General features: G+C 62.7%; 10 protein-coding genes. All 10 read left to right on the top strand.

Annotated features, from left to right (window positions below):
* The first annotated feature begins 109 nt into the window (after positions 1-109).
* Positions 110-1,249 (top strand): acyl-CoA dehydrogenase family protein, encoded by a 1,140-nt coding sequence (locus KW841_RS23145; RefSeq protein ID WP_095967213.1) that lies wholly within the window; start codon positions 110-112, stop codon positions 1,247-1,249.
* A gap of 31 nt (positions 1,250-1,280) precedes the next feature.
* Complete coding sequence (locus KW841_RS23140) at positions 1,281-2,489, top strand: lipid-transfer protein (RefSeq protein ID WP_007974201.1); 1,209 nt, start codon at positions 1,281-1,283, stop codon at positions 2,487-2,489.
* A complete protein-coding gene (locus KW841_RS23135) occupies positions 2,486-3,643 on the top strand; it encodes an acyl-CoA dehydrogenase family protein (protein WP_218479923.1) in 1,158 nt (385 codons plus the stop codon). Before KW841_RS23140 ends, KW841_RS23135 begins: the two co-directional genes overlap by 4 nt.
* A 24-nt stretch (positions 3,644-3,667) precedes the next feature.
* On the top strand, positions 3,668-4,669 hold the full coding sequence (locus KW841_RS23130) for an acyl-CoA dehydrogenase family protein (protein WP_218479922.1): 1,002 nt from the start codon (positions 3,668-3,670) through the stop codon (positions 4,667-4,669).
* Positions 4,670-4,678: 9 nt separating this feature from the next.
* Positions 4,679-5,467 (top strand): crotonase/enoyl-CoA hydratase family protein, encoded by a 789-nt coding sequence (locus KW841_RS23125; protein WP_218479921.1) that lies wholly within the window; start codon positions 4,679-4,681, stop codon positions 5,465-5,467.
* 158 nt (positions 5,468-5,625) lie between these two features.
* The gene (locus tag KW841_RS23120; protein WP_007974211.1) at positions 5,626-7,458 is read left to right on the top strand and encodes a DUF1302 domain-containing protein; all 1,833 of its coding nucleotides are present in this window, start codon (positions 5,626-5,628) and stop codon (positions 7,456-7,458) included.
* 26 nt (positions 7,459-7,484) lie between these two features.
* On the top strand, positions 7,485-8,852 hold the full coding sequence (locus KW841_RS23115) for a DUF1329 domain-containing protein (RefSeq protein ID WP_104448589.1): 1,368 nt from the start codon (positions 7,485-7,487) through the stop codon (positions 8,850-8,852).
* Positions 8,853-8,988: 136 nt separating this feature from the next.
* Positions 8,989-11,202, top strand: a complete 2,214-nt coding sequence (locus tag KW841_RS23110; RefSeq protein ID WP_218479920.1) for a LuxR C-terminal-related transcriptional regulator — start codon at positions 8,989-8,991, stop codon at positions 11,200-11,202.
* A 131-nt stretch (positions 11,203-11,333) separates the two neighbouring features.
* The gene (locus tag KW841_RS23105) at positions 11,334-12,686 is read left to right on the top strand and encodes a coniferyl aldehyde dehydrogenase (protein ID WP_218479919.1); all 1,353 of its coding nucleotides are present in this window, start codon (positions 11,334-11,336) and stop codon (positions 12,684-12,686) included.
* A 28-nt stretch (positions 12,687-12,714) separates the two neighbouring features.
* Positions 12,715-13,797: a Zn-dependent alcohol dehydrogenase gene (locus tag KW841_RS23100; protein WP_218479918.1), complete on the top strand. Its 1,083-nt coding sequence runs from the start codon at positions 12,715-12,717 to the stop codon at positions 13,795-13,797.
* Positions 13,798-13,882 lie beyond the last annotated feature (85 nt).

Here is a 13,882-nt window from a genome sequence, read left to right as displayed (position 1 = left end):
CGGCGGTGATCGCTACCCGATCCGGGTGGCTTCACGACCCACCCCCCGCCAATACAGTGGTTCCACGAACCAGGCGCAAGCCTTGCCTGGCAACCCACTGGAGATCCCGATGCATATCAACCGTACCGTCTACCGTGAAGACCACGAAATGCTGCGCGACACCGCGCGGCGTTTCTTCGAGCGTGAGTGCCTGCCCAAACAGGCGCAGTGGGACGAGGCCGGGCAGGTCGACCGGGAAACCTGGCTCAAGGCTGGCCGCCACAATCTGTTGTGCCTGACCGTGCCGACCGAATATGGCGGTGGCGGCGGCGACTTCGGTCACTCGGCGGTGTTGATCGAAGAGCTGTACCGCGCCGGGGTTTCGGGCTGGAGCCTGGGCGTGCATTCGGACATCGTCGCGCCCTACATCGTGCGTCTGGGCACCGAAGAGCAGAAGCAGAAATGGCTGCCGAAAATCTGCACCGGCGAAACCGTACTGGCCGTCGCGATGACCGAGCCGGGCACCGGTTCCGACCTCAAGGCGATCCGCACCACCGCCGTGCGTGACGGCGACGAGTGGGTGATCAACGGCAGCAAGACCTTCATCAGCAACGGCCTGACCTGCGACATGGTGGTGGTCGTGTGCAAGACCGACCCGAGTGCCGGGGCCAAGGGCTGCAGCCTGATCATGGTCGAGTGCGACCGTGAAGGGTTCCGTCGCGGGCGCAAGCTGGACAAGGTCGGCCAGCACGCTGCCGACACCGCCGAGCTGTTCTTCGACGATGTCCGTGTGCCGGTGGGCAATCTGCTCGGTGAAGAGAACAAGGGCTTCATGCACCTGATGGAAGAGTTGCCGCAAGAGCGCCTGGTGATCGCCCTGTACAGCGCCGCCAAGCTCGAACGCCTGCTGGAGCAGACCGTCGAGTACGTGAAGGACCGCAAGGCGTTCAATCAGACCGTCTGGGACTTCCAGAACACCAAATTCAAGCTCGCGGACATCAAGGCCCAGGCCACGGCCGTGCGCCTGACCATCGACCACTACATCAGTGAGCACATGCGTCGTCGCCTCACGGTGCAGGAGTCGGCCATCGCCAAGCTCCTGGCCACCGAAACGCTGTGGAAGTGTATCGACGACATGGTCCAGCTGCATGGCGGCTACGGCTACATGATGGAGTACCCGATCGCCCGCGCCTTCGTCGACATGCGCGTGACGCGTGTTTTCGGTGGCACCAGCGAAGTGCTGCGCGAACTCATCGCGCGCCAGTTGTGATTCCTTTTCCCGCATTTTTTCAGGTGACACCATGAGCGAAAAAGTACTGGTTGCCGGCGTCGGCATGATCCCGTTCCGCAAGCCCAGCGACAGCCCGACCTATGTGCAGATGGGCGCCGAAGCGGTGCGTCGCGCCCTGGCCGATGCGGCGATCGATTACAACCTGGTCCAGGAGGCTTACGCCGGTTACGTCTACGGTGATTCCACCTGTGGCCAGACGGTGCTCTATGAAGTCGGCATGACCGGTATCCCGGTGGTCAACGTCAACAACAACTGCTCGACCGGCTCCACCGCGTTGTACCTGGCGCGCAAGGCCATCGAATCCGGTTCGGCCGATTGCGTACTGGCCGTGGGTTTCGAGCAGATGCAGGCCGGCGCATTGAAGTCCCATTGGGACGACCGCCCGCCGACCCGTGAACGTTTCCTGCCGATCCTGCGCGGCCTGACCGCCGATATGGATGGCATGGCCCAGGCCATCCGTACCTTCGGTGGTGCCGGGCGCGAATACATACAGAAATACGGCACCAGAATGGAAACCTTCGCCGCAGTGCGCGCCAAGGCCAGCCGTCATGCCGCCAACAACCCGCTGGCATTGTTTCGCAAGGTGCTCAGCGTCGAAGACGTGATGAACGACCCGGTGATTCTGCCAGGCGTCATGACCCGCCTGATGGCCTGCCCACCGACCTGTGGCGGCGCGGCGGCGATCCTGGTGTCCGAGCGTTTCGCGAAAAAACATGGCCTGCGCCGCGACGTGGAAATCGTCGCCCAGGCCATGACCACCGACACACCCGAATCCTTCAACTTCGAAAAACCGTCGATGCTCGACTGGGTGGGCACCCACATGACCCACGCCGCCGTGGGCCAGGTGTACGAGAAGGCCGGCGTCGGTCCACAGGACATCGACGTCTGCGAACTGCACGACTGCTTCGCCCAGAACGAAGTAATCTGCTACGAGTCGCTGGGTTTCTGCCCCGAGGGCGGGGCCGAGAAGTTCGTCATGGACGGTGACAACACCTACGGCGGGCAGATCGTGATCAACCCGTCCGGCGGTCTGCTTTCCAAGGGCCATCCATTGGGCGCGACGGGGTTGGCGCAGTGCTACGAACTGACCCAGCAATTGCGCGGCAATGCCGAGCAGCGGCAGGTCGACGGTGCGCGCCTGGCCATGGCCCATAACCTCGGGCTGGGCGGTGCATGCGTGGTGACGCTGTACGGCAAAGTCAGTGGAGGTGCCCAGTGAGCAGCTTGCTCGACGCCTTTCGCCTGACCGCACTGCCGCCACACGCAGAAGCCTTTCGTGCCGAGGTCAAGGCTTTTCTGGCCGAGCATCTGCCAAGGGTTTCGGCGAGTGTGCGAGCGCGCAGCTGGACCGGTTTCGATGCAGGTTTCAGTCGGCAACTGGCGCAGCGCGGCTGGGTCGGCCTGACCTTGCCCGCCGCTTATGGCGGTGCCGGACTGGATGCGTTCAGTCGCTTTGTGTTGGTGGAGGAGCTGCTGTCTGCCGGTGCTCCGGTGGCGGCACACTGGATCGCCGACCGCCAGAGCGGGCCGTTGATCCTGAAGTTCGGCAGCGATGCACAGAAGGATTTTTTCCTGCCGCGCATCTGCGCCGGCCAGGCATTTTTCTGCATCGGCATGAGCGAACCGAACTCGGGTTCGGACCTGGCCAGTGTACGCAGCCGTGCCACCCGTTGCCCTGAAGGTTGGCGCCTGAGCGGGCGCAAGATCTGGACCACCAACGCCCATCACGCCGACTACATGATCGCTTTGGTGCGCACCAGCGGTGCGCCCGAGGACCGTCAAAACGGGCTGTCGCAATTCATCATCGACCTCAAGCAACCAGGCATCAGCGTGCGTCCCATCGTTGACCTGGCCGGTGACGCGCATTTCTCCGAAGTGGCCTTCGACGACGTCTTGCTCGGCGAAGACGCGTTGGTGGGCGAGGAGGGCAGTGGCTGGAAACAGGTCAACGCCGAACTGGCGTTCGAGCGCAGCGGGCCGGAGCGTTTCTACTCCAGCATTGTGTTGCTCGACCTGTGGGCCGAGACGTTGCGGCGCACAGGCGCGACGGCTCAGGAGACTGCGTTGCTCGGTAGTTTTCTCAGCCAGCTCACCTGCCTGCGCAACTTGTCGCTGGCACTGACCGCACTGCTCGCACGGGGTCAAAGCCCGGTGGTGGAAGCCGCACTGGTCAAGGACATCGGCACCGAATTCGAGCAAGCGATCCCGGCGGCGATTGCTGCGGCGATCAGCGCCCATCCGGATGTCCCGGTCGATGAGGCGCTATACAGCACGGTCGCCTACCTGAACCAGGTCGCACCGACCTTCTCGTTGCGCGGCGGCACCCGGGAAATCCTGCGCGGCATGATCGCCCGCGGCCTTGGCCTGCGCTGATGCACTTCCAACAGGAAATACTTCATGTTCACTGAAGCCATTGAAAAGATCCTCAGCGACTTGTGCACGCCGGCGCGGGTCCGTGCCGTGGAAAGCGCAGACAGCGCAACGACGTTGTGGAGCGCCCTGGAAGACAGCGGTTTTCTCGAATTGCTGACGCCGGAAGTTGCCGGTGGCGCGGGCCTTGCGCTCGATGCACTGCTGCCGATTTTTGTCGCCTTCGGTCGCTACGCGCTGCCGGTCCCGGCGGCGCAAAGCATGGCCGCTCGCGCGTTGATGCGTGACTGCCCGAGCGCGCCACCGAGCGGCATGTTGACCCTGGCCGGTACAGCCCATCGCCAGCCCGATGGCCTGTTGTGCGTGCCACGGGTGGCGTTTGGCTTGATGGCCGATTTCGCCCTGGTCAACCTGGAAGGCCAGTTGTTGCTGCTCGATTGCAGCCTGGCCCGCCGTCAGCCCACGGGCGTTCACGGCAGCCAATGCGCCACCTTGTACTGGTCGCAGGACTCACTCGGTAGCGCCATCGGCAATAACGGCGAGGAAGTACGGGTGTTCAACGCCGCCATCCACGCCGCCGCCATCGCCGGGGCCATGGAGCAGGCACTTGCCATGACGCTTGAGTACTGCAACGACCGCGTGCAGTTCGGCAAGGCCATCGGCAAGTTCCAGGCGGTGCAACACCAGCTCAGTGTGATGGCCGAGCAGGTTGCCGCTTCGCGCATCGCCGCTGAACTGGCGTTTGCCGGCGATTCGCAGGTGCCGCCGCTGATGGCGACGGCCATTGCCAAGGCGCGGACCAGCATGGCGGTGCCTCAAGTCACGGCCATCGCCCATGCATTGTTCGGCGCCATTGGCGTGACCGAAGAACTGGACCTGCAACTGTTCACCCGGCGCCTGCACGAGTGGCGCGTCAGCGAAGGTTCGGAAACGTACTGGAACGGGATTGTCGGCCAGGCGTTGCTGACGCAGCCGAACGTCACGGCCTGCGAATTCGTGCGTCACGTCACCCCGTCTTCCATCGCTTGAGGATCAGCCATGAACCCGTTTTTGAAGTACGAACAGGAAGGTCATGTCGTCACCCTGACGATGAATGACCCCGAGCGACGCAATCCGTTGACCGGCAACAGTGCCGTGCCGGAGTTCCTCGAAGCCATCGAGCGCATTGAGCGCGACAGCAGCGTGCGTGCAGTGATCATCACCGGCGCCGGCACGGCGTTTTGCTCCGGTGGCAACGTGCGCGACATGGACCGCTATGCGCAGATGTCGGGCATGCAATTGCGTCAGGAATATCGCACCGGCATTCAGCGCCTGCCCCTGGCGCTGTTCAATCTGGAAGTCCCGGTGATCGCCGCGGTCAATGGCGCGGCCATCGGCGCGGGGCTGGATCTGGCGTGCATGTGCGACATCCGCGTGGCGTCCGGGCAGGCGAAGTTTGCCGAGAGCTTCGTCAAGTTGGGGATCATTCCGGGGGACGGCGGCGCCTGGCTGTTGCCACGGATCATCGGTCTGTCCCGTGCCACCGAGTTGACGTTGACCGGGCAAATGATCGACGCCCGTCAAGCGGAGCAATGGAACCTGGTGTCTCGCGTTGTTCCCGCCGAACAGTTGCTGGACACGGCACGGGACATCGCCGCGTCGATTGCCGCCAACCCGCCTCACGCCGTGCGTCTGGCCAAGCGTTTGTTGCGCGAAGCCTTGCACACCCGACTCGACACGCTGCTGGAAATGTCCGCGACGTTCCAGGTGCTGTCGCACCAGACCGCCGACCACCGCGAAGCCGTGGCGGCCTTTATCGACAAGCGCGTGCCGAACTTTACCGGGTGAATGTCACCGAGCGTAACGCCCGGCTTGAACCGGGCTGTTACACCGCGCGAAACCTCGCGACCAACACCCCCTCAAATCACCCGTTCGGGTGTGAGGGACGGACCAGAGCCCCACTAGCATGGGTGCTCCAACACTTAATCCTTAACCGGAGAAACCGCATGACAACAAAAACAATGCGCGGAGTCTTCCAGCCGAGTCTGCTGGCCGTCGCTGTAATGATTGCCACTTGCGCGAGCAATCAGGCTCACGCTGTTGATTTCAATATCGGGGAAATTCAGGGCAGTTTCGATTCATCGCTGTCGATAGGGGCGAGCTGGTCGACGGCTGATCCGGACAAGCAATTCATCTCCAATTTCAACTCGCAGGGCGTTACCGGCGGTCAGTCCGCGTCCCGGACCACCGACGACAACCGCCTGAATTTCAAGAAGGGTGAAACCTTCTCGAAGATCTTCAAGGGCGTGCATGACCTGGAGCTGAAGTACGGTGACAGCGGCGCCTTCGTGCGCGGTAAATACTGGTACGACTTCGAGCTGATGGACGAGAGCCGCCCGTTCTATGACATCAACGACTCGGGGCGAGATCGCGCGGCCAAGTCCTCCGGCGCGATGTTCCTCGACAGCTTCGTCTACCACAACTACTCGATTGGCGATCAGGTCGGCAACGTGCGCCTGGGCAAGCAAGTGGTGAGCTGGGGCGAGAGCACGTTCATCGGCAACTCGATCAACAGCATCAACCCGATCGACGTCGCCGCCTTGCGTCGTCCCGGTGCGGAAGTGAAGGAAGGCCTGATTCCGGTCAACCTGCTCTACGTGTCCCAGGGCCTGGCCGACAACATCACCGCCGAAGCGTTTTACCAGCTGCAATGGGACAAGTCGGTGGTGGACAACTGCGGCACCTTCTTTGGCAATGACGGCGTACCGCAAGGCTGTGACGACCGCCTGGTGATCGCCGGTCTCGACCTGCCACCGGGCGTGGCGAAGAACACCGGTGGTTTGGCGGCCATTGCCGCAGGCACCGATGACGCCTTTATCCCGCGCCTCAACGACAACGATGCACGCGACAGCGGCCAGTATGGCCTGGCCCTGCGCTGGTACGTGCCGGAAGCCAACGACACCGAGTTCGGCGCCTATGCGATGAACTATCACAGCCGCAACCCGCTCCTGAGCATCAACCAGATGAGCAACCCGGCCGGGGGCGTGGCTTCGGCGCGCAGTGCCCGCTACTTCATCGATTATCCGGAAGACATTCGCCTGTATGGCTTGAGCTTCCAGACCAACGTCGCGGGCGTTTCGCTGGGGGGGGAACTCAGCTACCGGCCGAACATGCCGCTGCAACTGAACACCGCCGACCTGTTGTCCGCGGCGACCTTCGGCGCCACATCGCCTCTGATCACCACCGGTTTCGCCGGGCGAACCCTGGGTGGCGAGGTCAATGGCTACAAGCGCATGCCGGTGACCCAGGCGCAGGTGACCGCGACGCAGTTCTTCGATCAGGTGTTCGGTGCCAGTCGCCTGACCCTGGTGGGCGAGGTGGGTTACAACAAGATCAACGGCCTGGGCAAGGCGGACGGTACGGACCTGCGCTTCGGTCGCAGCCCGGCCTTCGGTTCCGGCGAACTGCCGGGTGCTGCCGGTGCGGCCACTTGCCGTGGCAGCGCAGCGGGCCTGCCCAACGCCAGCAACCCGGCGCAGGAGTGCAACAACGATGGCTTCTACACCAGCAGCAGCTGGGGCTATCGCCTGCGCGGCAAGCTCGATTACCCGAACGCGATCGCCGGTATCAACCTCTCGCCGAACCTTGCCTGGTCCCACGACGTCCAGGGCTACGGCCCGAACTTCGATGAAGGTTCCAAGGCGGTCAGCCTCGGTGTCGATGCCGACTACCAGAACACCTACACCGCCAGCCTCAGTTACACCAACTACTTCGGTGGCGATTTCAATACCAACGTCGACCGCGACTACGCCGCGCTCAGCTTCGGCGTGAATTTCTGATGCAACCCTGCCAGAGGAAACTGAACATGAACGCACGTTTAATTCTGCGCGCCGGCGCACTGAGTCTGTCGTTGCTGGCCACTGGGGTCATGGCCGCCGTCACCCCGCAGGAAGCGGCTCAGCTGGGCACCACCCTGACGCCGTTGGGGGCGCAGAAAGAGGGCAATGCCAACGGCAGCATTCCTGCCTGGACCGGTGGCCTGAAGCCCGGCGCGGCGCCACTCGACAATGGATTTCTTGGCGATCCGTTTGCCAGTGAAAAACCGCAGTTCGTGATCACGGCCGCCAACGTCGAGCAGTACAAGGACAAGCTGACCCCGGGCCAACTGGCGATGTTCAAGCGTTATCCGGACAGCTACCGGATCCCGGTGTACAAGACCCAACGCACGGCCGCGTCGCCACAGAACATCTATGACATCGCCAAAAAGAGTGCGGTGACCACCGAACTGACCCCTGACGGCAACGGCTTGGTGAACTTCACCCAGACCCGCTATTACCCGTTCCCGATTCCGAAGAACGGTGTGGAGGTGTACTGGAACCACACCAACCGCTATCGCGGCGGCAACATGGAACGTATCGCGGCCCAGGCGGCACCGCAAACCAACGGTTCCTATTCCATCGTCGAGTACGAGGACAAACTGGCTTTCCCGCAGTTGATGGAAGGCGTCGATGCCGGGCAGGCCGATAACGTTCTGTATTACTACAAGCAGGAAATCACCGCGCCGTCGCGCATGGCCGGCAGTGTGATCCTGATCCACGAGACCATCGACCAGGTCAAGGAGCCGCGCCTGGCATGGGTCTACAACGCCGGTCAGCGCCGCGTGCGCCGTGCACCGCAAGTGGCGTATGACGGCCCGGGCAACGGTTCCGACGGCATGCGCACCGCCGACAACACCGACATGATGAACGGCGCGCCGGATCGTTATGACTGGAAACTGGTGGGCAAACAGGAACTGTACATCCCGTACAACAACTACAAGTTGCAGTCGCCGAAGGTCAAGTACGACGACATCATCAAGCCGGGGCACATCAACCAGGACCTGACCCGTTACGAGTTGCACCGCGTGTGGCACGTGCAGGCCACGCTCAAGCCCGGTCAACGCCACGTCTACGCCAAGCGTGACATGTACTTCGACGAAGACACCTGGCAACTGGCCGAGGTCGATCACTACGACGGTCGCGGGCAGCTGTGGCGAGTGGCGGAAGGTTATGCGGTCAATGATTACGAGCGCGGTTCGTCGAACTTCTCCATGCTCGGCATCTACGACCTGATTGCCGGTCGCTACAACGTCCTGGCGATGACCAACCAGTCCAGGCATGCCACGACGTACGGCATGACCGCGAAGATGACCGACTTCACCCCGGCGGCGCTGCGCAACGACGGCATTCGCTGACCCTTTGCCGCGCTTCAGACAACGCCCTGTTCGCAGGGCGTTGTGCGTTGTTCGGCACCTACCACCTGATGCGGGTGGCGCGTTATCCGGCGGCGGGCTCAATGATGGTGCTTACTCCCCATCAGCGAGGTCCGCCATGTTTGTGCCACGGCCGCATCTGATCGATGCACTTGAGGGCAAGCCGTGTCGCTTGCAACTGCTTTGTGCGCCTGCCGGGTATGGAAAGACGGCCTTGTTGCAGCAGTACTTGCAAGGCATTGCGCCGCCGGGGGCGGTGGTCTGGATGGTTTTGGGCGGACAGCGGCAGACGCTGGAGCGCTTGATTGCGGGATTGGCTGGGGCACTTGGGTTGCCGGTTGATACTGCACCGGATGGGGTATTGGCGTTTCTTGATTCCAGTAATCCGGCGACTGACCTATCGCTTTCGCGAGCAAGCCCGCTCCCACAGGGGAACGCGATCAACTGTGGGAGCGGGCTTGCCCGCGAAGAGGCCAACGAATCCTGCCCGATCCGCCTGGTGTTCGACGATCTTCCCGTCGAGATGCCCGCAGACTTGAACCACTGGTTCGACCGACTCCTGTCCCTCAAAAACCCGCAATTGCAGGTGCTGGTCACCTGCCGCCAGCGTCCGGACTGGAATCTGCCGCGCCTGATGCTGACCGGTCAGTTGCTGGAGTTCGGTGCCCGGCAACTGGCCCTGCGCCCCGATGAGTTCGAATCGCTGATTGACGCCCTGGCGCCACACACCGATGCGCCGGCCAGGGGAACTCTCTGGCATGAGACAGGCGGGTGGTGCGCCGGTGTTCGCCTGTCGCTTTCGCTGGATCATGCCCAGCCATCGCCATTGCTCGGCCAATACCTGGAGCGTGAACTGTTGTCGCGCTTGAGTGACGAGCAGCGCGAAGTGATGGGTGGGCTGGCACATTTGTCCCGCGTCAGTGGGGACCTTTGCGAACAGTTATGGGAAGGCCGGCAAGCGGCCCGGGTGTTCAACAGTCTGTTGGAGTGCCAGGCCTTTGTGTTCCCGATCGAGCAACAACCCGGCTGGTTCCGCCTGCTACCCGCGGTGGCGCAAGCCCTGCAAAGCCAATTGAGCGGTGCGCCGTTGAACCGGCTGCGCTTGCGGGCCTGTCAGCTGCTCAGTGTGCTCGGGCATGTCGACGACGCGGTGGAGCAGGCACTGTGTGCCGATCAACCTGAAGTGGCTGCCAACTACATGGAGCGCCTGTGGCTGAGCTGGATTCTCAGGGAACGGCACTTGAGCAAACTGATGGATTGGCGTGAGCGCATCGAGCCGCAGTTATTGCACAGCAGCCCGCGTCTGATCTATCTGTGCGCCAAGGCCTTGCTGTTCAGTGGGCGACTGGACGAAGCCGCCGAGTGCCTGGCGCGTCTGGGGCATTTTTTGCCATTGCCCGACCCGGTACGCAATCAACGCCTGCTGGCGAACTGGCAGGCGTTGTTTGGCACCTTGCAGGCCTTGCGTGGACAGACCGGGGCGGCGCGCCTGCATTGCCGTGCAGCCCTTGATTATCTTGGGGGAGAGGACTGGTTGTCGGTGTTGTTGTGCCATTGCATCCTGGCGCGCCTTGCCATGGAGACCGGCGATCTTGCACAAGCGCAAACCTTGCTCGATCAGTCGCTGGAGTTGGCCCGGCGCCAGGGCAGTCATGAATCGGAAGTGCTGGTCAATGCCGACCGGATCCGCCTGATGATGCTCAGGGGACAATCGGGCTTTGCCCAGGCACTGTTGCGCACTGAGCTGGACCGGTTGGCCCCGGTCCCGTCGCAGCCTTATCCGTTGCTCGGTCGGTTGCTGTTCCTGCGCGGCGAGCTGCTGTTGCAACAAGGGCATTGCAGCGAAGCCGAAGTGGTGATCCGGGCGGGGTTGCTACAGGTCCGCGATTGCTGCGCCCCCTTTGTGCTCAATGCCTATCTGCTGCTCGCGGAGATTGCCTCGCGCAACCACGACCCACAAAAGGCTCATTTGCTGTTGCATGAGGCCGAGCGGCGCATGCAGTGGGGCAAGATCGACAACGCCTTGTATCAGGCATCGATTGCCCGGCAGAAAAACCGCATTCTGGCCCGTGAACAGCCAGCGGAAACCGGCCATCCCTCTGTCACTCGTCTCTCTACGGGTGTGCCGGATTACCAGGACGACTTGACCCCTCGCGAGGTGTCGGTGCTTAAGTTGCTGGCCGAGGGCATGTCGGTACGCGAAGTGGGCAGCCGCTTGTTCATCTCGGAAAACACCGTGAAAACCCACGCCAAGAACATCAACGTCAAGCTCGGCGCCTGCCGTCGCACCCAGGCCATCAACAGCGCCAAGGCCATGGGCATCCTCGCCTGAATTCATCGCCGTCGCGCCACCCACCTGATCCGGGTGGCGGCGCGGCGCCCGCGATGATCAACCATGCAGCCAGACCCTGTGCATTGCCGCCCGGCCGTGGCCGCGCCCTGACAAAAACAAGAGAGGTAGTGATGAGCGCCATCGAGAGTTCGACGAGCTGTGACATCCGCACGATCCTGGAAAAACAACGCGCGGCCTTCCAGGACCGCGAACCCTATACCCTTGAAGAGCGCTGTGAGTTGCTCGACCGGGCCATTGGTTTGCTGGTCAATCACGAACAGGACATCATCGAGGCCCTGACCGCCGATTTCGGCCATCGCAGCCCGGGTTTCTCCAAGGGCAGTGAAGTGTTGTCGCCACTGGCGACACTGCAGCAGACCAAAGCCGAACTGGCCGAATGGATGCGCCCGGAACAACGTCGGGCCCGCGCCGGCGAAGCCTGGGTGCAATACCAGCCGCTGGGTGTCGTGGGCATCGTCACGGCCTGGAACGTGCCGGGTTACATGGTGTTCAGCGGGCTGGCCGGCGCATTGGCGGCGGGCAACCGGGTGATGATCAAGCCGTCGGAGTTCACCCCGCATACGTCGGCGCTGATCGCGCGGCTGATCCGCTCGGTCTACGCCGAGGACGAAGTGGCGGTGGTGCTGGGTGGTGCGGACGTCGGGCAGGCGTTCTGCGGCCAGCCGTTCGACCATTTGCTGTTCACCGGTGCCACCAGCATCGGCAAGCACGTGCTACGGGCTGCGGCGGAAAACCTGGTGCCGGTGACCCTGGAACTGGGCGGCAAGTCGCCAACGATCATCTCGCGTTCGGCAAACTTCAACGAAGCGGTGGCCAAGGTCGTGATCGGCAAGCTGCTCAATGCCGGTCAGTTGTGCGTGGCTCCGGACTACGTGTTTGTCCCGCAAGAGTCGGTAGAGGCTTTCATCGCCGTGGCCAAAGCCGTGGTGGCGAAGTTCTTCCCGACGCTCAAGGACAACCCCGACTACACCTCCATCATCAACACCCGTCATTTCGAGCGCTTGCAGGGTTACCTGAGCGAGGCCCGCGCCGCTGGCGTCGAGCTGATCGAACTGAATGCCGGCGCTGAAGACTTCAGCCAGTCGCCGCTGAACAAGATCGTACCGACGCTGCTGCGCAATCCCGGCGACGACCTGCAGGTGATGCAGGACGAAATCTTCGGTCCGCTACTGCCGATCAAACCCTACGAAACCCTCAGCGAAGTCATCGCCCGGATCAATGCGCGGCCGCGTCCGCTGGCCTTGTACTACTTCGGCAACGATGCCGCCGAAGAAGCCCTGGTGCTGACCCGTACCTGTTCCGGCGGCGTGACCCTCAACGGCGTGATGAGCCATGCCAGCACCGAAGGCCTGCCCTTCGGCGGCGTCGGCCAGAGCGGCATGGGGGCCTATCACGGCATCGACGGTTTCCGCACCTTCAGCCATGCCAAAGCCGTTTTGCGTACAGCGGCCAACCCGGCCTGAACCCCACATCATTGTCGAGAGAACTGTCATGAAAGCTGCCGTATTCCATCAGGTTGGAGCCCCGCTGGTCATTGAAGAAGTGGGCATCAGCAAACCGGGCCCGCGTGAAGTATTGATCCGCACCAAAGCCGTGGGGGTGTGCCACTCGGACCTGCACGTCATCGACGGCTCGTTTCCGTATCCCGGCCCGATGGTGTTGGGCCATGAAGCCGCCGGCGTGGTCGAGCAGGTCGGCTCCGAAGTGCGTTCGGTTAAGCCGGGCGACCATGTGGTCACCTGCCTGACGGTGTTCTGCGGCCATTGCGAGCACTGCGTGACCGGCCATCTGGCGCGTTGCGTTTCTCCGGAAACCAAGCGCGACAAGGATGAAGAACCACGCCTGACCTACGTGCAGAAACCGATGCCGCAATTCGTCAACCTGTCCGGGTTCGCCGAGCAGATGCTGGTGCACGAAAACGCCTGTGTGGCGATCCGCCGCGACATGCCGTTGGACCGCGCCGCATTGCTCGGTTGCGCGGTGACCACCGGCACCGGCGCGGTGTTCAACACTGCCAAGGTGCGGCCGGGCGAGACCGTGGCCGTGATCGGTTGCGGTGGCATCGGCCTGGCGGCCATCAATGGCGCGGCACTGGCCGGGGCAGGGCGGATCATCGCCATTGACATGCTCGACTCGAAGCTGGAACTGGCCAAACAGTTCGGCGCCACTGACCTGATCAACGGCCGGGACGGCGATGCTGCCAAGCAAGTGATGGAACTGACCCGTGGCGGTGTGCACCACGCCTTCGAATGCATCGGCCTCAAGCAGACCGCCGAGCAAGCCTTTGCCATGTTGGCGCGCGGCGGTACTGCCACCGTGATCGGCATGCTCAAGCCCGGCCTGAAAATCGAGCTGGACCCGCTGCAACTGCTGCATGAACGCCGTATCCAGGGTTCGTTGATGGGTTCCAACCGCTTCCCGGTCGACATGCCGCGCCTGGTCGATTTCTACATGGCCGGCAAGCTCAAGCTCGATGAAATGATTTCCCAGCGCATCCGTCTGGACCAGATCAACGAGGCGTTCGATGAGCTGCGTCGCGGTGAATTGGCGCGTTCGGTGATTGTTTTCGACTGATAAGCCCCGTTATTTCCTTGTAGGAGCGAGCTTGCTCGCGAAAAACCCGAGAACGCCGCGGGGAGTCAGGAAGCCAGCGTTATCG

The organism is Pseudomonas sp. PDM28, from assembly GCF_019219115.1.
In the GTDB taxonomy this organism is placed as follows: Bacteria; Pseudomonadota; Gammaproteobacteria; order Pseudomonadales; family Pseudomonadaceae; genus Aquipseudomonas; species Aquipseudomonas laurylsulfatiphila.
This window is presented reverse-complemented; position numbering and strand designations above follow the sequence as displayed.